Origin of the sequence: Thermosipho melanesiensis BI429 (assembly GCF_000016905.1) — a bacterium.
In the GTDB taxonomy this organism is placed as follows: domain Bacteria; phylum Thermotogota; class Thermotogae; order Thermotogales; family Fervidobacteriaceae; genus Thermosipho; species Thermosipho melanesiensis.
On the sequence record NC_009616.1, the window covers coordinates 1,813,995 to 1,834,319 of the forward strand.

The 20,325-nt window shown below is 29.9% G+C and carries 19 protein-coding genes; 10 read left to right on the top strand and 9 right to left on the bottom strand.

Annotated features, from left to right (window positions below; translation table 11 throughout):
- Positions 1-74: 74 nt before the first annotated feature.
- Complete coding sequence (locus tag TMEL_RS09350) at positions 75-1,400, bottom strand: aldehyde dehydrogenase family protein (protein WP_012058023.1); 1,326 nt, start codon at positions 1,398-1,400, stop codon at positions 75-77.
- Positions 1,372-1,926, bottom strand: a complete 555-nt coding sequence (locus TMEL_RS09355) for a GNAT family N-acetyltransferase (RefSeq protein ID WP_012058024.1) — start codon at positions 1,924-1,926, stop codon at positions 1,372-1,374. Before TMEL_RS09355 ends, TMEL_RS09350 begins: the two co-directional genes overlap by 29 nt.
- 170 nt (positions 1,927-2,096) lie before the next feature.
- Between TMEL_RS09355 and TMEL_RS09360 the strand changes: the two genes are divergently transcribed.
- Both TMEL_RS09360 and TMEL_RS09365 read left to right on the top strand, forming a co-directional pair.
- Positions 2,097-2,522 carry a MarR family winged helix-turn-helix transcriptional regulator gene (locus TMEL_RS09360; RefSeq protein WP_012058025.1) on the top strand — a complete coding sequence of 142 codons (426 nt, stop codon included), beginning with the start codon at positions 2,097-2,099 and terminating at the stop codon, positions 2,520-2,522.
- A 1-nt stretch (position 2,523) separates the two neighbouring features.
- Positions 2,524-3,531 (top strand): NAD-dependent epimerase/dehydratase family protein, encoded by a 1,008-nt coding sequence (locus TMEL_RS09365; RefSeq protein ID WP_012058026.1) that lies wholly within the window; start codon positions 2,524-2,526, stop codon positions 3,529-3,531.
- Here TMEL_RS09365 and TMEL_RS09370 read toward each other — a convergent pair.
- The 4 genes from TMEL_RS09370 to TMEL_RS09385 all read right to left on the bottom strand — a co-directional run bounded on the left by TMEL_RS09370 (position 3,502) and on the right by TMEL_RS09385 (position 8,145).
- Positions 3,502-4,422, bottom strand: a complete 921-nt coding sequence (locus TMEL_RS09370) for a 1-phosphofructokinase family hexose kinase (RefSeq protein WP_012058027.1) — start codon at positions 4,420-4,422, stop codon at positions 3,502-3,504. The two genes, TMEL_RS09365 and TMEL_RS09370, sit on opposite strands and share 30 nt — an antisense overlap.
- 39 nt (positions 4,423-4,461) lie before the next feature.
- Positions 4,462-5,196 (bottom strand): 3-oxoacyl-[acyl-carrier-protein] reductase, encoded by a 735-nt coding sequence (gene fabG, locus TMEL_RS09375; protein ID WP_012058028.1) that lies wholly within the window; start codon positions 5,194-5,196, stop codon positions 4,462-4,464.
- Positions 5,197-5,259: 63 nt separating this feature from the next.
- Complete coding sequence (locus TMEL_RS09380; protein ID WP_012058029.1) at positions 5,260-5,994, bottom strand: energy-coupling factor transporter transmembrane component T family protein; 735 nt, start codon at positions 5,992-5,994, stop codon at positions 5,260-5,262.
- 12 nt (positions 5,995-6,006) lie between these two features.
- Complete coding sequence (locus TMEL_RS09385; protein WP_012058030.1) at positions 6,007-8,145, bottom strand: sodium-translocating pyrophosphatase; 2,139 nt, start codon at positions 8,143-8,145, stop codon at positions 6,007-6,009.
- A 148-nt stretch (positions 8,146-8,293) separates the two neighbouring features.
- On the opposite strand from TMEL_RS09385, the gene TMEL_RS09390 reads away from it, so the two are divergent.
- From TMEL_RS09390 to coaE, 8 genes are read left to right on the top strand one after another with little or no spacing between them, the layout of a single operon-like run.
- Positions 8,294-9,013: a response regulator transcription factor gene (locus tag TMEL_RS09390; protein ID WP_012058031.1), complete on the top strand. Its 720-nt coding sequence runs from the start codon at positions 8,294-8,296 to the stop codon at positions 9,011-9,013.
- A 3-nt stretch (positions 9,014-9,016) separates the two neighbouring features.
- A complete protein-coding gene (locus tag TMEL_RS09395; protein WP_012058032.1) occupies positions 9,017-10,288 on the top strand; it encodes a sensor histidine kinase in 1,272 nt (423 codons plus the stop codon).
- Positions 10,275-11,579 carry a pyrimidine-nucleoside phosphorylase gene (locus tag TMEL_RS09400; protein ID WP_012058033.1) on the top strand — a complete coding sequence of 435 codons (1,305 nt, stop codon included), beginning with the start codon at positions 10,275-10,277 and terminating at the stop codon, positions 11,577-11,579. Before TMEL_RS09395 ends, TMEL_RS09400 begins: the two co-directional genes overlap by 14 nt.
- A gap of 9 nt (positions 11,580-11,588) precedes the next feature.
- Positions 11,589-13,193 carry a phosphodiester glycosidase family protein gene (locus TMEL_RS09405; RefSeq protein WP_012058034.1) on the top strand — a complete coding sequence of 535 codons (1,605 nt, stop codon included), beginning with the start codon at positions 11,589-11,591 and terminating at the stop codon, positions 13,191-13,193.
- 17 nt (positions 13,194-13,210) lie between these two features.
- Complete coding sequence (locus TMEL_RS09410; protein WP_041426124.1) at positions 13,211-13,723, top strand: adenine phosphoribosyltransferase; 513 nt, start codon at positions 13,211-13,213, stop codon at positions 13,721-13,723.
- Between the two features lie 13 nt (positions 13,724-13,736).
- Positions 13,737-15,089, top strand: coding sequence for a glucose-6-phosphate isomerase (locus TMEL_RS09415; RefSeq protein ID WP_012058036.1), 1,353 nt, complete (start codon positions 13,737-13,739; stop codon positions 15,087-15,089).
- Positions 15,089-15,304 (top strand): hypothetical protein, encoded by a 216-nt coding sequence (locus tag TMEL_RS09420; RefSeq protein ID WP_012058037.1) that lies wholly within the window; start codon positions 15,089-15,091, stop codon positions 15,302-15,304. The genes TMEL_RS09415 and TMEL_RS09420 overlap by 1 nt, the downstream gene beginning before the upstream one ends.
- Positions 15,301-15,837, top strand: coding sequence for a dephospho-CoA kinase (gene coaE / locus TMEL_RS09425; RefSeq protein ID WP_012058038.1), 537 nt, complete (start codon positions 15,301-15,303; stop codon positions 15,835-15,837). Before TMEL_RS09420 ends, coaE begins: the two co-directional genes overlap by 4 nt.
- A 15-nt stretch (positions 15,838-15,852) precedes the next feature.
- On the opposite strand, the gene TMEL_RS09430 is transcribed toward coaE, so the two are convergent.
- Genes TMEL_RS09430 through TMEL_RS09440 form a run of 3 tightly spaced genes read right to left on the bottom strand, consistent with a single transcriptional unit; the run spans position 15,853 to position 20,287 of the window.
- Positions 15,853-16,692 carry a GGDEF domain-containing protein gene (locus tag TMEL_RS09430; protein ID WP_238375215.1) on the bottom strand — a complete coding sequence of 280 codons (840 nt, stop codon included), beginning with the start codon at positions 16,690-16,692 and terminating at the stop codon, positions 15,853-15,855.
- A 12-nt stretch (positions 16,693-16,704) separates the two neighbouring features.
- Positions 16,705-18,690, bottom strand: a complete 1,986-nt coding sequence (gene uvrB, locus TMEL_RS09435; protein ID WP_041426125.1) for an excinuclease ABC subunit UvrB — start codon at positions 18,688-18,690, stop codon at positions 16,705-16,707.
- Positions 18,683-20,287, bottom strand: a complete 1,605-nt coding sequence (locus tag TMEL_RS09440; protein WP_012058041.1) for an Rqc2 family fibronectin-binding protein — start codon at positions 20,285-20,287, stop codon at positions 18,683-18,685. The genes uvrB and TMEL_RS09440 overlap by 8 nt, the downstream gene beginning before the upstream one ends.
- Positions 20,288-20,325 lie beyond the last annotated feature (38 nt).

A 20,325-nucleotide genomic window follows, 5' to 3' on the forward strand; every position in this document is an offset into this window, starting at 1 on the left:
AAAAATTTTCAACTTGTTTTAAGAAATATTAAGAAATGTTAAGAAAAAAACCCTCATTAAGAGGGCTTAAACAATTATTTTATCAATAATTTCCTGAATAATTTAAATCTTTTATAAGGAGGATACCTAACCTGAAATTCAAAAATACCTTTTTTGTAGATAGGTTTATAATGAGTAAATGTTTCAAAACTATATTTCCCATGATATCGTCCTATTCCACTTGTTTTTATACCACCAAAAGGAAAATCTTCAGGCACAAAGTGTGTAATTGTATCATTAACAGAAATGCCACCAGCTTGAATTTTAAAGATTCTTGTTAAAAAATATTTATCATTTGAAAACACATACAAAGCCAAAGGATATGGATTCTTGCTTATAATTTCAAATACATCTTCTTTATTTTCAAACGAAATAATAGGTAAAATAGGTCCAAAAATCTCCTCACACATCAACACATCTTCAATTTTCACATTATCTACAATTGTTGGTTCAAATCTTAATCCATTTACACCACCACCATATATAACTTCTCCACTTGTGCTTGATAATAAACCTTGCAACCTTTCAATATGTCGATGATTTACAATATTTGCCATATCTTTTTTAAACTTATCCATGTAAATCTTTAATAAGTAAATAAATTCATCTTTAATCTTTTTCTCTATTAACAAATAATCCGGTGAAATGCACGTCTGACCAGCATTTAATAATTTTCCCCATGCAATTTTTTTAGCAGTTTTTTCTAATTCATATGTTGCATCAACAATTGCTGGATTTTTACCACCTAGTTCTAATGTTACGGAAATTAATTTTTCCGCAGCTTTTTTCATAACATATTTTCCAACGTTAGGATTTCCTGTAAAAAATATATAATCAAGATCTTCCTCAAGTAATTTTTTAGAAATCTCTACACCACCATTTATTACCCTAACATAATTATTTTGAAAGGTTTCAGAAATTATCTTTTCCAAAACTTTTGAAACATTTTCCGAATACTCAGATGGTTTTAACACCACACAATTACCAGCTGCAATTGCACCAACTAGTGGAACTAAACTTAAATTTACAGGATAATTCCACGGTGAAATAACTAAAACAACACCATAAGGTTCAGGGTACAATAGACCCTTTCCAGAAAACCCTTCTAATCCTACCTTAACTTTTTTTACTTTTGAAAATTTTTTCACATTTTTTAAAAAATAATTTATTTCCCTTATAACTAAATAATATTCAGTAAAAAATGATTCTTGTTTACTTTTTCCTAAATCTCTATACAAAGCTTTATAGATTTCATCCTCATATCTAACTAAATTTCTTTTTAAAGTCTTTAATTGATTAATTCTAAAAGTTACATCAAACGTTTGCCCAGAATTAAAGAACATTTTCATCTCTTTTATCATCAAACCACTCCCTTTTTAATATTCCCATTACAATAACATCCCAATATTTGCCATCTCTGTATATTTCTTCTCTCAATACTCCTTCCTTCTTAAATCCCACCTTTTCATAGCTTCTAATTGCTCTTTTGTTAAAAGAAAAAACGCTTAATCTTACCTTATTTAAATTCATCTCAGTAAATATAAAATTTACCAACAATTTCATTGCTTCTGCCCCATATCCTTTACTTAAATATTCTGGTCCAAGAAAAATTCCAACTTCACAAAAGGAATTTTTCCAATTAATATTAAATATTCCGCAACCTCCTATATACTCTTCTATTTCTTTCAACTCAATAGCAAATGAATAAGATTTTTCGGAATGTGGATTAATTTCTTCATACCATTTTATTTCGTCCTCAACTCTAAGTGGAAAAGGAATTCCTAGAATAAGGTTTTTCTTTATCTCAAAATTATTTATAAAAGCTCGTGCTTTCTCAAGATCCTCTCTTTTATATTCTCTTAACCTCACAAATTTTCCCTCTATCATATAAATCCCCCCTTATCATAGATATTATTTATATTATACCAAAAAATACCAATAAACAAATTTAAATGAAATTATCTCCTAATTACTGTCAAAAAACTTATTTTAGTTTATAGGATAAATAGTTTATAATTTAAATGGTTTAATATATAAACTAATTTGGAGGAGAAAAAATGGACAAAGAAACTATCTTTAAATCTATATTTGAACTAGTGGTTAATTTTACTCAATTTTTTAACCAAAAACCTATATTTTCAAAAATGACAACAAATGAATTTTATCTATTTCTTTTCATAAATTTTTATGCTCCCGTCTCAATGAAGTACTGCTCGGAAAAAATAGAACTTTCAAAGAGTACTATTACAGTACTAATTGATAAATTGGAAAATAAAAATCTAGTAATACGAAAACGTTCTAAAAAAGATAGAAGGGTAATACATATCTTTCCAACAAATAGAGGAAAAAAATTATTTGAAAATTTTTCAAGTGAATTTTACAAGATAATTGAAGTTATATCTTCAAAAATTCCAAATAATGAATTAGAAATCATCAACAAGGGTTTTGAATTATTCATTAAAAACATATTTGGAGGCGAATGATATGATATTCATTACTGGAGGTTCGGGGCATTTAGGGAATGTTTTAATCAGAAAGTTAAAAAACTCTGGTGAAAGAATAGTAGCACTTGTACATCCAAAAGACAATTGTGTGAGCTTAGAAGGTTTAGATGTAAAAATCGTTAAAGGAGATATAAGAGATTATGAAACTGTAAAAAAATTCGCAAGGAATGCAGATTTAATTATTCATCTTGCCGCATATATTTCTATTTTACCCTGGAAAAAGAAAAAAGTCTTTTCAGTAAATGTTAATGGCACAAGAAATATCATAAACATTTGCATGAAAACTGGTAAAAGACTTATATACGTAAGTTCAGTTCATGCATTTGAAGAACCAAGACAAAGAGCAATTATAAACGAAGAAACAAAAATCGATCCAAAAAAAACTTCTGGAGTATATGGTAAATCGAAAGCAACTGCCGCACTTGAAATTTTAAATGCAGCTAAAGCTGGGCTGGATGTAGTTACTATATGCCCCACTGGGATTATCGGACCATATGATTTTAAACCTTCTGAAATGGGAAAGTTCTTTCTAAAATACTTATCTGGAAAGTTAAAATACATAATAGATGGTTCTTTCGATTTTGTTGATGTAAGAGATGTTGCAGATGGAATTATAGCTTTATCTGAAAAAGGAAAAAAGGGGGAATTCTATATACTTGGAAATAAAACCTTTTCAATAACGGAAATTGTAAAATTACTTAACAAAATTACAGGTTATAAAACTATACCCAAAATAATAAATCAAAAACTTGCATACTCTGCATCACTTTTTTCCATCACATTTGGACTTTTAACAAACAATACCCCCATATTTACCCCATACTCTATACATACTTTAACAAGAAATTACACTTTCAGCCATGAAAAAGCAAAAAAAGAAATTAATTATACACCTCGTCCCATTGGTGAAACACTATTTGACACTCTTAACTGGTTCAAATATTCCAAAGAAAAATTACTAAATTTCACTCACCTCTATCATACTTAACAACCTTAACACATCATCTTTTTTACATAATTCAGTTCCTGGGGTCATAACAGCTGCATTTCCCGCGGCATTTGCCCATCTAAATGCTTCTTCTTTTCCAATTTCACTCTTCAAAACATATGCGGCAAGAAATGAATCACCAGCACCTACTGCGCTTTTTACCTTTACATTGAGGGGTTTAGCATAATAACAGCTTTCATGTGAAATCAACATTGAACCTTTTGAACCAAGCGTTAACAAAATTTCTTTTAAATTGTACTTTTCTAATAATTTTAATCCTTCTTCCTTATATTCTTTTAATGTTCTTATTTCCTTCTCTATCAATCTTTGAATTTCATGTTCATTTGGTTTTATTACATCTGGATTTCCAAGTAAACCCGCTCTAAGTTTTTCACCATCAGCATCAAAATAGACATAAACTCCCCACTGCTTTAATGTAAAAATTATACCGGTATAAAAATCTGGAGAAACACCTTTTGGGAGACTTCCGGATATAACAACAATATCATCTTTTCTAACTATTGCATTCAAAATTTCTAAAACTGATTGTAGCTTTTTTTTAGATACCTTCCTTCCTGGCATACTAAATCTATATTGTCCTTCAGATGTTTCAAGTATAATGTTTGTTCTTGTTTCAACATCAACTCTAATTGTACTGTAAATAACTCCTTCTTTATCAAGCATTTCTTCTATTTTTCTACCAGTTTCTCCACCCAGTAGCGATATTGCAACCGAAACTCCTCCTAATTCCTTAATAACTCGAGATACATCAATACCTTTTCCCGCAGGATAATCAACTACTTTTTTTACACGAATTGTATCATCTACTACCAGTTTGTCTACATACAGATATCTATCAAGGCATGGGTTCATTGTTAACGTAAATATCATACTTCAACCTCCTAAAAAAGGCCAGGTAAAGCTGGCCTTTTATATAACTAATCCCCCATCAACACCAATAACCTGGCCAGTAATATATGAAGATTCATCTGATGCTAGAAATAAATACACTCTTGCTACTTCTTCAGCTTCACCCATCCTTTTTAATGGTATTTTTTCATTTAATGCATTTATTATCCTCTCCGGTACTTTTTCCGTCATCGGTGTCTTTATAAATCCTGGCGCTACTGCATTTACCCTTATTTGTGCTCCTTTTCTCGCTAGCTCTTTTGCCCAGGTCTTTGTCATTCCTATTATTCCAGCCTTCGTTGCCGAATAATTAGTCTGTCCTATATTTCCATACACTCCTACTACCGACGATGTATTTATTATACTTCCTTTTCCCTGCTTTAACATTATCGGTGCTATTGCCTGAGTCATGTTAAACACACCCTTTAAGTTTACATTTATTACTGCGTCCCAATCTTCTTCCTTCATCTTTAGCAACAATGCATCTCTTGTTATTCCCGCGTTATTCACCAATACATCTATCCTTCCATATTTTTCAACCACATTATCAACCATATTTTGTATTGCTTCTCTGTTTGTTACATCTAACACAAAAACATCTATTCTGTCATCTTCCTCTTTTAACTTTTTTAAATTTTCCTCAACAACATCACACGCTATGACTTTCGCTCCTTCTTGGGAAAATAAAAGTGCCGCTGCCTTTCCTATCCCACTTCCTGCTCCTGTTATTATACATACTTTCCCTTCTAACCTCATCTTTTTACCCCCTTAAAATTAGACTTATCTAACAATTTAATTATACACTATAACACTTTTTCATCAACTAAAAACAACTATTAAAAACAACACTAAAAAAGAAAAGACAAAAAACAATGTATCTTTAAACTTCCATTTTAGAGTATAATAACTGTTTCTCTCAAACACACCATATTTTCTTGCTTGTAATGCAATAGAAATTTCTTCAGCTTTTCTTATAGAAGAAACAAGTAATGGAACTACAATTGCAACAACTCCTTGAATTTTATACTTTAACCCTTTTTCATCGAATTTTGCCCCTCGTGCTATCTGAGCTTTAATAATCCTATCAATTTCATCAAATAAAATAGGGATAAATCTAAAAGAAATAGTCATTATCATACCAAAATCATCACGATATCTTTTCTTAACTCCAAAAAATCTTAAAAGTTCTGACAATCCCCTTGCAATTAATAATGGAGATGTAGTATATGTTAAGAACGAAGCAAACAAAACCACAAAAATAAGTCTTAAAGAAATAAACATAGCCATTTGAAAACCACTGATAAAAAATTGAATTAACGAAGCAAAAACTATCAAAAACCACATATTTTTCACAGATTTTAAATACAAAATCAACTTTATATTTGATAAAAATGCAATAATCAAAAAAATTCCAAATAAAAATAAATAACCCATAAATCCTTTAACAAACAAAACAGAAACAACAAATACAAATGACGAAATAGTTTTCACTCTTGGATCTAGTGAATGGATTATAGAGCTTGTAGGTACATATCTTCCAAAAGCAAACCTCATACCTATCCTCCATTAAAAAAGATGAAACTTCATAAATAACGGTGCTAATATTAGTGAAATTACAGACATTATTTTTATCAAAATATCCAAACTTGGTCCTACTGTGTCTTTTAACGGATCACCCACGGTATCTCCAATTACTAGCGAATCATGCTCTTTTGAACCTTTTCCCACACCATCTATTTTTCCCTGCTCCAAGTGCTTCTTTGCATTATCCCAGGCACCGCCAGCATTTGCAGTAAATAACGCTAACATAATACCACTTAATGTTGTACCAACTAAAATCCCTCCAACAAATTCCGTACCAAGTATAAAACCTGAAATAATAGGCGTTAATACTGCAATAAATATGGGCTTACTCATCTGTTTTATTGCACCTGCTGCACTTATTTTAACACAAGTTTGATAATCGGGTTTTGCACTGCCATCCAAAATTCCCGGTTTATCCTTCACTTGTCTTCTAATTTCATCAACCATTAATCCGGCACTTTTTACAACTGATTCAATTAATATTCCACTAAACATAAATGGTAAAGCGGCTCCTACAATAGCACCCGACAAAGTTCTTGCATTTATTATGTTTAAATTTAAAATATCAAAAATATTATTAAATTGCATTCCAGGTGAAGTTTGAGAAAACACATAGGATGCAAATAAGGAGAGAGCAGCCAAAGCCGCTGAACCTATAGCAAAGCCTTTACCAATCGCAGCGGTTGTGTTACCAACCATATCAAGTCTATCGGTAATCTTTCTCACACCTTCTTCTAAATTTGCCATTTCACTAATTCCACCTGCATTATCCGCAATAGGCCCATAAGAATCAACAGAAACCGAAGTAGCAACAAAAGATAACATCCCAATTGAAGCCATTGCAACTCCGAATAATCCGGAAAAATAATTTGACAATAAAATTGCCAAAAATAAGAATAAAGAAGGCAAAAATACACTCTTCATCCCAAGTGCTAGACCACCAGAAATAACAATAGCAGAGCCTTGCTTTGACTTATAACTCAACTCCCTTGTTGGTCTAAAGTCATCTGAAGTATAATATTCTGCTAATAAACCAATAATTATACCTACAAACACACCTAGAATTGAAGAAAAATATGGAGAAAACTTTCCAAATCTAAAACCAAAAACCTCTAAATTTTCAACATTAGAAAGATAGTAGTTTGTTAACAAGAAATTACCAAACAAACTTAAAATTGCAGAAACAAATAAAGCGCTATTTAGTTCTTTATGAGGATTTCCTGACCCTTTTTTTAATATTACAAAATAAATTCCAACAATGCTTCCAATCAATCCAATAGTTGTATATAAAAACGGGTAAATGATAAGTTTTCTAGCAGTTTCGTAATATACATGACCAGAAAGTGCAAAAAAATATGAAGCTAGTACAATCGCCGATAATATAGAGCCAACATAACTTTCGAGTAAATCTGCTCCTAATCCTGCAACATCCCCAACATTATCTCCTACGTTATCTGCAATAGTTGCAGGATTTCGTGGATCGTCTTCTGGTAATTTTAATTCCGTTTTACCTACTAAGTCAGCCGCCATATCAGCTGCTTTTGTATATACGCCCCCACCAACTCTATCAAACATTGCAATTATAGAACACCCTAAAGAATAACCTGAAACTGTCATTGCAAAAGGAATAAAATTTATTCCTAAATAATTCTTCACAATAACCAAATTCTCTTTATCAAGTTGATATGAAAAAAGTAAAAATACTATTCCCAAACCTAACAGTGCAAATGATGCAACAGAAAGTCCCATCACAGACCCACCTTGAAAAGCCAATTTTAAAGTTTTACCCAAATTTTTAGTTTCTCTTGCAATATTTGAAACCCTTACATTTGCCCTTGTTGCTATTTTCATACCAATAAATCCCGCTAAAGAACTCATCAACGCTCCTATTAAAAACGCAATAGAAACATACCATGCAGTTATAATCCCCAAGATTATAGCAATGGGAATGGAAATTTTAAACACCACAGTGTATTCGTGGGCAATAAACGCATCAGCACCTTCCCTTATTGCAAGGGAAATTTCCTTCATCTTCTCCGTCCCCTCAGATTTTTTTGTTACCAAATAAAAATTCACTAAAGCCAAAAAAATTCCCAAAACCGGGATTAGAAGGTAATACATTATCCCACCTCCTTTATTAAATCTTAACCTAATTATAACAACATTTTGTTCCAAAATTATGTACAAGTATTTCCATTTTGTTAAAAAATATGTTATAATGTTTCAAGAAAATATCAGTTAACATTTGAATCTGAGAGGAGGGCCTTTTATGGGTAAAAGGAAAATCATGGTTATTGATGATCAACCGGAAATTCTTGAATTAATAAGTTTTACCTTAGAGAAAGAGGGGTATGATGTCATTCCCGTTGAAGATGCTGAAAAAGCTCTTGAAGAATTAAAAGACAAAGATGTTGATATGTTTTTAGTAGATATTATGTTACCAGGAATAGACGGATTTGAATTTGTAAGACACATTAGAAGCTTAGAACAACATAAATTAACACCTGTAATCTTTTTAAGTGCAAAAGGTGAAGAATTTGATAAAGTATTAGGCTTAGAATTAGGAGCAGATGATTATATTACAAAACCATTCAGTATTAGGGAATTACTCGCTAGAATTAAAGCAGTCTTTAGAAGAATGCAACTATCAACACAAACAAAAGAAGAAAAACCAAAAAAAATAGTAGCAAAAGACCTTGAAATTGATGTTGACAAATACGAAGTGAAAATAAAAGGTAAAAAAGTAAATTTAACTCCTTTGGAATTTGATCTTTTAAGATTTTTAGCAGAAAACGAAGGTAAAGTTTTTTCAAGGAATGTTCTTTTAGATAAACTATGGGGATACGATTATTTTGGAGATACTAGAACTGTTGATGTTCATATTAGAAGATTAAGGACAAAAATAGAAGAAGACCCCTCAAATCCAAAATACATTGTAACAGTAAGGGGAAAAGGATACAAATTTAGAGATCCTGGAAAGGAAGAATAATAGATGGTATATTTGTTTCTTGTTATTGCCGTATTAATCGCAATAAATATAACTATATTAAACACTTTTAGAAAATTAAAGAAAAATTGTAATATCTTAAATCTTTCACTAAAAAAAATAAAAGAATCTTTGGGGGAGGATCCAAATTCTCCTCCTCTTTATGTTTCAGAAAAGATTAGAAAAAAAATAGTTAGTTTAGAAGAAAACATATATGAATTAGAGCTTTCACTAAAGAATCATTTAACAATATTAAACAACATTGTAGATCCTATAATAATTTCCAAAAAAGATGGAACAATAACTTTTGCAAATATGGAAGCACGTAATATAACTAGACCCGGCGTTGAAGGTAGAAAATTATATGAAGTATTTGAAGATTACTATGTAAACCAAATGTTTGAAGAAGCTCAAAATAAAAAAGAAATAACATCTGGCGAAATTAACCTCTTTGTTAACGGTGAAAAAAAATACTATGAATTAAAAATTGTACCCGTCACATTAGAACAAAATAATGAAAGATATATAATAATATTGCATGATGTAACTCAAGAAAGAATATTGGAAAATGCAAGAAAAGAATTTATTTCAAATGTCTCACACGAGCTTAGAACACCATTAACATCAATCCATGGATATGCCGAAGCACTTCTAGAGGATAATTTAGATGATAAAGAATTAATAAGAAGATTTCTAACAATTATTGAATCTGAAGCTGCAAGAATGACTCGATTAATAAATGATTTACTTGATTTAGAAAAATTAGAATCCGGAAATACACAATTTATTTTCGAAAAAATTAACTTTACCGAAATTTTAGAACACGTTAGGAATATAATTGAACCACTTACTAAAGACTACAACGTAGATGTAGAATTTGTTTCCCCAGATAAAATAGAACTTATTGGAGATAAAGATAGATTGACACAAATGGTTTTGAACCTCGTAGATAACGCAGTAAAATATACATCTTTAAAAGAAAAAGGTGAAAAAAAAGTTCTAGTAGAAGCGTATAAAGATAATAATCACGTTAAATTAATTGTAAAAGATACAGGAGTTGGAATTCCTGAAAAGGCTCAAAAAAAGCTATTTGAAAGGTTTTACAGAGTAGATAAAGCCAGAAGTAGAAAAATGGGAGGAACTGGTTTGGGATTATCGATAGTAAAAACAATAGTCGAAAAACATAATGGCACGATTGAGTTTACAAGTAAGGAAGGAGTAGGTACGAAATTTATAGTAACTTTACCAGTAGGAGGTATTCAAAATGAGAGCATATGATATTATACTAAAAAAACGAAACGGAGAAATTCTTACCAAAGATGAAATTGAATATATGATAATGGGATATGTGGATGGAAATATACCTGATTACCAAATGGCTGCTTTTTTGATGGCAATATTTTTTAAACACTTAAACAATGAAGAAAGAGCAAATTTAACAGAAATCATGGCAAAATCAGGTGATATGCTTAATTTATCAAAAATTGAAGGAAAAAAAGTAGATAAACACTCTACTGGTGGTGTTGGAGACAAAACAACACTAGTGGTTGCTCCAATTGTTGCTTCACTAGGTATACCTGTCGCAAAAATGTCAGGAAGGGCATTAGGACATACCGGTGGTACCATAGATAAATTAGAATCAATTCCAGGATTTAGGACATCACTTACTTTAGACGAATTTTTTAAGAACGTAAATAAATATAAAATTGCTGTGGTAGGTCAAACGGCAAACCTTGCACCTGCTGACAAAAAAATATACGCTTTGAGAGATGCAACCGCAACTGTTGACGAGGTATCTTTAATAGCTTCAAGTATAATGAGTAAAAAATTAGCTGGAGGTGCTGATGCTTTTGTATTGGATGTAAAGGTAGGTTCTGGTGCTTTCATGAAAGATATTGATTCCGCTAAAGAACTTGCAACTGCAATGGTTGAAATCGCAAAAAGTCACAAAAAAGAAGCTGTAGCAGTTTTGACTAACATGGATGAACCTCTTGGAACTTTTGCGGGAAATTCACTGGAAGTCCTTGAGGCAATTAACACATTAAAAGGAAATGGAGACAAAAAATTTGTTGAACTTTGCTTAACCCTTTCTGCTTGGATGTGCTATCTTGCTGGTAAAGATTCATATGAAAAATGTCATAAACTTGCGTATGATTCACTTAAGCATGGAAATGCTTTAGAAAAATTTAAAGAATTTGTTATCGCGCAAGGTGGAGATAAAAATGTAATAGAAAATCCAGAAAAAGTATTACCTATTTCAAACAAATATATAGAATTCAAAGCAAAAAATGATGGATACATATCAAAAATAAATACTGAAAAAGTTGGTATTGCTTGTAACTATCTTGGAGCCGGTCGTAAGAAAAAAGAAGATAATATTGATCATTCAGTTGGATTAGAATTTTTCAAAAAAATAGGTGACAAAGTTTCTAAAGGAGAAACGATTGTCAAGTTATATATTTCTGAAAATAGTGCTGCTGAAATAGCACTTGAGTTACTTGACGAAGCATATATAATAAGTGATGAAGAAACAAAAAAATTAAATATTATCCTTGACATTGTAAAGTGAGGTGACCTTTTGAAAAAAAAGATAGTTCTTTTAATTTTAATTTTTTCGTTCTTTGTTTTTTCTAATACACTTATATTTAATAACAAAGCTTTTTATATAAATTCAAATTGGGCAAATGAAGAAATTTTAAAACAACTAGGTTTTCGTTTCGTAAAAAACGATAAGATTTTTATGGTTTTTAACAATGACTTATTTATTGGCAAAGACGGTGATTTTACATTAAATTTTGAAAAAACATTCAATAATGCTTACAAAATTGATGATTCTGTTTTGTATATAAACTTAGATTTTCTGAAAAACTATCTAAAACTTAAAATTTTTGAAAAAGACAAAGAAAAAATATACTATGATAAATTACCAGAATTGAAAAGTATTAATTTAGAAGAAAATAATTTGTCTTTATACTTTTCAAGTGAAATTTCAAAAGAATTACTTAATTTAGAAATAGATAATAGGGATCTAATTATAACAATTGAACCTATACTAGGTGATCCACTTATCATTGGAAATATTAATTTTCAAAAAGCAAAAAATAAGATCTTAATTTTCATGCTAAATAACAAGCTTAAACCCGTTCCAATAATTTCGTACCAAAAAAACATTGTAAAAATTACTTTGAATTTTACTGAAGAAGAAAAAAGAATAATTAAGAATGGATTAATCTGGGAAAGAAAAGTTGAAAAATTTAATAATGAAAAATATTTGATAAATTACTTAAAAATCGATCCAAAAAAAGTCGAAATAATCCCTGTAATATCTTCAAAAGGCATAGGAACTAGAGAAGATTTACGGGAAATTTTAAAAGCAAACAATTGTATTGCTGGAATAAATGCTAATTATTTTGATCCATCAACTAATCTTCCTATTGACCTAATTATCAAAGATGGAAAAATATTATCGGATAAATATAGTTTAAGACCTACATTTATAATAACTTATACTAATGAAGTATTTATCAAAAGGATAAATCTAGAAATTAATATATACCTTGGTGATTTACTCTTTTTAGTCAAAGGTGTAAACACAATAGCAAAAGGTGAAGTATTGTTGTATACAGATGAATTTTCTCTAAAGATTCCCAAAGATGAAGAAAAAGTATATTATCAAATAAAAGATAATAAGATAATATCAATTGGATATATAGAAAATGCACCAGAAGGTGCTATGGTTCTATCAATTTCCAAAAAATACGAAAAGTATTTAAGCAATGTAACACCGGGAACAAAAATTGACTTGGTATTAAATTCTGATTTTCCATTTCCAATTAAACATGCAATTGGAGCTGGTCCATTATTAATTGAAAATGGTAAAAAGTTAATAGATAGTTCAGAGGAAAAGTTAAGATATAGTAATGGACTTGCACTTTCAAAAACAACTAGAACAATAATCGCCATAACCAAAGAGGGAAGAGTTGATTTTATAGTTATAGAAGGATATAATAACACTGGTGGAATGAACTATGATATAGCAACTGATTTTCTGATCTCAAAGGGATATTTTTATGCAATGATGTTAGATGGCGGTGGCTCAGGTGCAATGGTAATACAAAACGAAGTTGTTAATCAAGATGGACAAATACAAAGGGGAATACCAGTAGGGTTAGGAATAAAATAAAAATGGAGGTGCCTACATTGGAATTAAAAAAATTTATAAGAGATATCCCAGATTTTCCAGAAAAAGGGATTATATTTAGAGACATAACACCACTGTTAAAAAACCCTGAAGCTTTTAATTTTGCAATTGATCAATTAGTAAACAAACTCAAAGAAATAGAATTCAATACTATCGTTGCACCAGAAGCAAGAGGCTTTATCTTTGGTGGAGCTCTAGCGTACAAATTGGGAAAAGGACTTGTCCCGGTTAGAAAACCCGGTAAATTACCTTACAAAGTAATATCTGAAAAATACTCTTTGGAATATGGTGAGGCAGAACTTCAAATGCATATAGATGCAATTTCCCAAGGTGAAAAAGTAATAATTTTTGATGATGTACTTGCAACTGGGGGAACTGCACTTGCTTTAAAAAAACTTGTCGAGAAAGCTGGTGGAGAGGTTGTCTCTATGGCATTCTTAATAGAATTGACTTATCTTAATCCTCGAAAGCTTCTTTCAAAAGAAAACATTATTTCTCTTATTACATATTAAGGAGTGTGGTTGTATGTTGAAATTTGATTTCACTAATTTATTTAGTGACGCGATTGTTAATGGAATATCAATTAACGATATAAAAAAATACGATGAAATTATTAAAAATATTACTAAAAAAATTGATGATAACAAGCCTGGATTTTTAGAAATAATATTCTCCAGAAAATGGATTGATTCAGTTTTGGACTTAAAAGATTTCATTTTCGATTTTGATAATTTAGTTGTTTTAGGAATTGGTGGCTCTGCATTGGGAAATATAGCACTTCAAAATACCTTAAGACCTTTTAACTGGAATTATCTTTCAAAAGACGAAAGAGATGGAAAATTAAGAATATTTGTAATAGACAATGTAGATCCAGATTTTGTCGCTTCCATTCTCGACACTATAGATGTTCACAAAACGCTTTTCAATGTCATATCAAAATCTGGTACTACTGCTGAAGCAATGTCAAACTACTTGATAGCACGTGGTATTCTAGAAAACTATGGCCTAAATCCAAAAAAACATTTGATTTTTACAACTGATCCAGAAAAAGGAGTATTAAGAAAAATCGCCAATGAAGATGGTATAAAAACATTAGAAATACCACAAAATGTTGGAGGAAGATTTAGTGTTTTAACTCCTGTTGGACTTTTGTCAGCTTATGCTGCTGGAATTAATATAGAATCTTTATACGATGGTGCAAAAAATGCATATTCTAAACTCTCAAATCCGTTAATGAAAAATCCTGCAGCATTGATTGCTTTAACACATTATTTGTACTATAATAAAGGAAGAAACATAGCCGTTATGATGGCATATTCAAATAAACTTTATTATCTTGCCGATTGGTACAGACAACTTTGGGCGGAAAGTTTGGGAAAAAAATTTGATAAATCAGGTAATGAAATAAAAGTTGGGCAGACACCTGTCAAGGCATTAGGTGCAGTAGATCAACATTCACAGGTTCAACTATACAATGAAGGACCAGATGATAAAATAATTACCTTCTTAAAAGTTGAAAAATTTGAAAGAGACATTAAAATACCCAGTGTACATAATAACGAAGAAGCTCTATCTTATCTACAAGGCAATAAACTTTCAGCTCTCTTAAACAATGAATTAAAAGGAACGGAAAATGCTATATTAGAACATGGAAAACCATCTATGAAAATCACGTTTCCTCAAATTAATGAATTGCATGTTGGTGAATTTTTCATGACATATGAACTTGCAACTACAATTGCAGGAGAATTATTTAATGTAAATCCTTTTGACCAACCAGGAGTTGAACTTGGAAAAAAGATAACTTACGCGTTAATGGGAAGAAAAGGATTTGAGGAGTATAAAATAACTAAAAATGGAGAAAGGATAGAAATATAATGGATAAAACAATTAAATTTTTAGTTGACGAATTTAAACCAATTGAAATTTACGAATCAGAATCCTACATAACTCTTATTGTAGAAAATGAGAAAGATATCTCTAAAAAACTCAAAAATTTAGCTAGAAAATTTGAAATTAACAAAAGCTTAAGAATCTTAACCAATAACGAACTCAAAATTTTTCCTGAAGATTTAGGAGTGAAGATATATTGAAATTTATAATTTGTGTTACAGGTAAAATTGGAACAGGGAAAACTACTGTTTCAACGTTTTTCAAAAACAAAGGCTTTAAATATATAAATATGGATGAAATAGGTAAGAAAGTATTTTACGAAAAGATAAACAAGATAAAAAATTTGTTTGGAACGGAAAATAGAAAAGAAATAGCCAAAATAGTATTTGATAATCCTTCAGAGCTCAAAAAGTTAGAAGAAACCCTACATCCAGACATGCTAAAATACTTGTATGAAAGAACTAAAGATGAAGGAACATACATTGTAGAAGCTGCAATAAAAAGGAGATTAGGAATAAAATCTGATCTTACAATTACAGTAAGTTGTTCTAAAAAAATTATTTATGAAAGATTACAAAATAGAGGATTAAAAAAAGAACTTATTGAAAAAATATTAGAGATTCAAAGTGATATTATTGATGAGGGCATAATAATTAGAAATGATGCTTCTTTAGAAGTACTAAGCGAAAATCTTGAGAAAATATACAAAATACTTGAAAAAACCATAAAATAACCCCCAATTAGGGGGTTATTGTTTTTTATATTTTTTTAAAATCTTTTGTTTGTACATTTTCTTATCAGCTTTTTCAATAGCTTCAACAATATCTTTAAATCCGGCTGGAATGTTTACACTTCCCCATGAAAAGTTTGCTCTAGTATGATTCTTTATTCTACTTACAATAGCATCTCCATGTTCACTATTAACGAATATAACAAATTCATCACCGCCTAACCTTACTACAAAATCACCTTTTCTAATAAACTCTTTTGAAACATACACAAATTCCTTTAATAATTTATCTCCTTCTAAGTGACCATGCAAATCATTAACTTTTTTTAATCCATCTAAATCAATAAATATCAGTGTACCAATTTTATTTTCCCTCTTAAGCTCGTGAAACTTTTTTGAAAGCATTTCAAACCCAGCTTTTCTTGTTAATGCACCTGTAAGTTCATCAAAAAACGCATTTTCTTTCATAATTTCAAATTTCTTTACATTGTCATAATGAATTTCCGCAATAGCTAATATATATTTTAATAAATTTTCCTCAAAATTGCTTATCTCCTTGTGATAAATCTTTATCATTATTTTATCTAAACTAAAATCAATGAATTCACTATCAAAATTGCCATACTTATAAACTATTTTCTCATTCTCCAAAACAATAACTCCAACTACAGAATGGAGTATATTAAAAATACTTTTACAAAGTTTTTCCAAAAATTCCCTTTTTTCAATTGTTCCTACTATATCAACCACAAATATAGAAAATAGTGGAAATAAGGCTTTTTCTTTTAATTCATTGTTTGCTTTTAATATGATATCACCTATTTTACTCATATTATCATCTCCAAGATACCTGTTCAAAATATTTATCGCCTATTTATTATAACTCTTTAACTTCTCTTTCAACATAAATAACTCATCCCTTAAACGTGCTGCATCTTCATACCTTAATTCTGATGCCGCTTTGTACATTTCTTCTTCCAATACTGCAACATACTCTTCCACCGTTAACGATTCTTTTAACATAAATATACTTTCAAGTTCTTCCTTTAACTCATTTTCATTATCCATAAATTGTTTGAATATCTCTTCATCAAGTGGTTTAATAATAGTTTTTGGTTTTATATTATTTCTTTCATTATATTTCATTTGTAATTTTCTTCTTCTATTAGTTTCTTCAATTGCTCGTTTCATAGCTGGAGTTATCCTATCAGCATACATTATTACCCTTCCATTTTGATTTCTTGCAACACGCCCTATAATCTGAACTAAAGTGGTCTCACTTCTTAAAAATCCTTCCGTATCAGAATCTAAAATTGCAACTAATGAAACTTCTGGCAAATCTAAACCTTCCCTAAGTAAATTCACTCCTACCACTACCTCAATATCACCACGTCTAAGTTTTTTCAAAACTTCTACCCTCTCTATAGTATCCAATTCTGAATGTAGATACAAAGCTTTAATCCCGAGTTCAACCAAATACTCCGAAAGTCTTTCCGCAGTTTTTTTTGTCAATACAGTTACTAAAGCTCTTTCATTTCTTTTTCTAACTTTTAAAATTTCCCCAACAAGATCATCTACTTGGTTCTTAGTTGGTCTTACCTCTACCTCTGGATCAACCAAACCGGTTGGTCTGATAATTTGCTCCACAATTTGTTGCGAGTTTTTTATTTCAAACTCTCCAGGTGTCGCTGAAACAAAAATAACCTTATCAATCTTATTCCAAAACTCTTCAAACCTTAACGGTCTATTATCAAATGCACAAGGTAATCTAAAACCATATTCTACTAAATTTTTCTTTCTAGAATAATCTCCCCTATACATAGCTCTAAGCTGTGGGATTGTTATATGAGATTCATCTATAAAAATTAAATAATCATTTCCAAAATAATCTAAAAGACTGTATGGAGGTTCACCAGGTTCCCTACCATCAAAATGTCTTGAGTAGTTTTCAATTCCTGTGCAATATCCAAGGGCAGTTAAAAGTTCTAAATCATTTAATGTTCTTTGTTTTAAGCGTTCAGCTTCAAGAATCTTCCCTTTTTTTCTAAAATACACCAACTGTTCTTCTAATTCTTCTTTTATTGTTTTAACAGCTCTTAATATCTTTTCTTCAGAGGTTATAAATTCTCTGGTAGGATAAATAATTACCTTATCTAAACGTTCTATTACGCTTCTATTCAAAGGATCAAATAAAAAAATTTCATCTACCTCATCACCAAAAAGTTCAATCTTTATCCCATCATCCTGATAACTTGGAAAAATTTCTATGGTATCTCCTTTTAACCTAAAAGTTCCCTTTGAATCTATCTCTTCTTTTCTTTCATAACCTATTTTTGCAAGATGTGTTAAAAACTCTCCTATTTTCAGTTTTTGGCCAATTTCCACTCTATAATTTAAATTGCTAAAATCATTTGGATCACCACAATTATATATTGCAGAGACACTAGCAACAACAATAACATCTTTTCTAGTAAGTATCGACTTTATAGCACTAATTCTCATTCGAGAAATAATCTCGTTAATATCGGCATTTTTCTCAATGTATAGATCTTTAGTTGGTATATAAGCTTCTGGCTGATAATAGTCATAATAACTGACAAAAAATTCAACTTTGTTTTCTGGGAAAAAACTTTTAAATTCAGAATAAAGTTGGGCAGCTAAAGTTTTATTTGGGGAAATAACTAAAGTCGGCTTATTTATTTGTTCAACAATCTTTGCCATGGTAAATGTCTTACCACTTCCCGTTACTCCCAATAATGTTTGAACTTTATATCCCTTCTTTAAACCTTCAACTAATTTTTTTATTGCTTTTGGTTGATCTCCAGAAGGCTTAAAATCTGAAATTACTCTAAACATCATCTATCCTCCTAGGATTTACAATTATGGTTCTATAGTTATAATATAAAACCATTCCTGGTTTTAATCCCTTTACTTTTCTTACATTTTTTGCTTTTGTATAATCAACTAGAACCTTTCCAGAATTCTTTCCTTTACTATAACCCGCAGCTAAAGAAGCTGCGTATTCAATTACATCATTTGTTATTTCCCTTCCTGCATGCTTTATAATCACATGAGCTCCTGGCATACCACTAACATGAAGCCAAATATCCTCATCTGAACTATTTCTAACTAATTCATCATTTTGTTTGTTGTTTTTTCCTATATAAATAGAATGATTTTTAAAACTAACTTTTATAGGTTCTGATTTTACGTTATTTTTTCTTCGTTTTCTAACTTTTAATATTCCTACATCTTCCATCTCAGACTTTATATCTTCAACTTCATTGAGGTCATCTACTTCCTCCAACGTATACCATAATTGATAAAGATAATTCAACTCTTTTTCCAAATACTTTTTTCTATTTAAAAGTCCTTTCAATTTTGTTTTCAATTTATTATACTTTTTAAAATAACTACTTGCATTCTCAATTGCATCTTTATTAGGATCCAATGGAACAATTATATTTTCATTATTTTCCCAATCAAATAATTCAACTTCTTTAGTTCCAATGGGGATTTGATAAAAATAAGCCTTTAAAAGCTCCCCATATTTTCTATAATGCTCATAATCTTTTATTTCTTGCAATTCTCTATTTATCTTTTCAAGTGTATTTTCAATTTTCACAACATTCTTAACTATTATATTTTCCAAATTTTTCTTTAACTGTTTTAATATATTATTTCTCTCAACAAATCCAAAAAAATCACTAATTGCATTCTCTAATTCCTTACAATACTTTTTTTTAATTGCATTTATATGATTAAGAGGGAAGGCAGAAATTTCAATAGGAACATTATTTTGATAAAAAACATATAAACAACCTTTTTCAAAGTCTCTCAAAATACTTTTTAATGCTTTATGAAAATCCAAAAATTGCATTCTATAAATTAACTCTCTAACTGTTATTTTTGAAAAACCTTGCACTTCTAAATAAAGTTTTTCAATATTTTTTATATTACTAACATTGTAAGGATTAATCTTATCCGATTTATAAAATACAAAAATTTCACCTGGATATATATTTCTAAATCGATTTTTCACACGTCTATATGCATCTAAAATCACACCGTTTTCCACTAAAATCATATTAGAATGTTTTCCCATTATATCAACATACATTTCGTATTCATGAGCTATCCCAATTTCATCAACCTTTTCCACAACAAATTTCACAGTTCTTTCAAAACCAAAAGTAATTATATCTTTTAACCTTCCACCCTTTACCCTACTTCTTAAAAAATCAACAAAATGATGTTTAACCACATTGGAAATATTTCTCTTTTCAAAAGTAATATATGAATAACTCGGGTTTAATGAAATTTTCAAATCAACATCCTGAAAAGCAATATATATAACATTTTTTTGAAAATAAAAATTTTTTATATAAGAACCAATAAGCCTTTTTCTGGCATAATCGATAAATCTTCTCATTACAAAACCATCGTAAGGCATCTTTTACCTCCTCCCAAAATTAGTATACCATACAAATA

What these genes read in the sequence shown, in the direction of transcription:
- TMEL_RS09370 (WP_012058027.1), bottom strand. Translation starts at nt 4,422, where the DNA reads ATGATATTTACGTTAACAATGAACCCATGCCTTGATAGATATCTGTAT.
- TMEL_RS09385 (WP_012058030.1), bottom strand. Translation starts at nt 8,145, where the DNA reads ATGTATTACCTTCTAATCCCGGTTTTGGGAATTTTTTTGGCTTTAGTG.
- TMEL_RS09390 (WP_012058031.1), top strand. Translation starts at nt 8,294, where the DNA reads ATGGGTAAAAGGAAAATCATGGTTATTGATGATCAACCGGAAATTCTT.
- TMEL_RS09380 (WP_012058029.1), bottom strand. Translation starts at nt 5,994, where the DNA reads ATGAGGTTTGCTTTTGGAAGATATGTACCTACAAGCTCTATAATCCAT.
- uvrB (WP_041426125.1), bottom strand. Translation starts at nt 18,690, where the DNA reads ATGTTTAGAGTAATTTCAGATTTTAAGCCTTCTGGAGATCAACCAAAA.
- TMEL_RS09420 (WP_012058037.1), top strand. Translation starts at nt 15,089, where the DNA reads ATGGATAAAACAATTAAATTTTTAGTTGACGAATTTAAACCAATTGAA.
- TMEL_RS09360 (WP_012058025.1), top strand. Translation starts at nt 2,097, where the DNA reads ATGGACAAAGAAACTATCTTTAAATCTATATTTGAACTAGTGGTTAAT.
- TMEL_RS09440 (WP_012058041.1), bottom strand. Translation starts at nt 20,287, where the DNA reads ATGCCTTACGATGGTTTTGTAATGAGAAGATTTATCGATTATGCCAGA.
- TMEL_RS09415 (WP_012058036.1), top strand. Translation starts at nt 13,737, where the DNA reads ATGTTGAAATTTGATTTCACTAATTTATTTAGTGACGCGATTGTTAAT.
- TMEL_RS09355 (WP_012058024.1), bottom strand. Translation starts at nt 1,926, where the DNA reads ATGATAGAGGGAAAATTTGTGAGGTTAAGAGAATATAAAAGAGAGGAT.
- TMEL_RS09350 (WP_012058023.1), bottom strand. Translation starts at nt 1,400, where the DNA reads ATGATAAAAGAGATGAAAATGTTCTTTAATTCTGGGCAAACGTTTGAT.
- TMEL_RS09400 (WP_012058033.1), top strand. Translation starts at nt 10,275, where the DNA reads ATGAGAGCATATGATATTATACTAAAAAAACGAAACGGAGAAATTCTT.
- TMEL_RS09365 (WP_012058026.1), top strand. Translation starts at nt 2,524, where the DNA reads ATGATATTCATTACTGGAGGTTCGGGGCATTTAGGGAATGTTTTAATC.
- TMEL_RS09395 (WP_012058032.1), top strand. Translation starts at nt 9,017, where the DNA reads ATGGTATATTTGTTTCTTGTTATTGCCGTATTAATCGCAATAAATATA.
- fabG (WP_012058028.1), bottom strand. Translation starts at nt 5,196, where the DNA reads ATGAGGTTAGAAGGGAAAGTATGTATAATAACAGGAGCAGGAAGTGGG.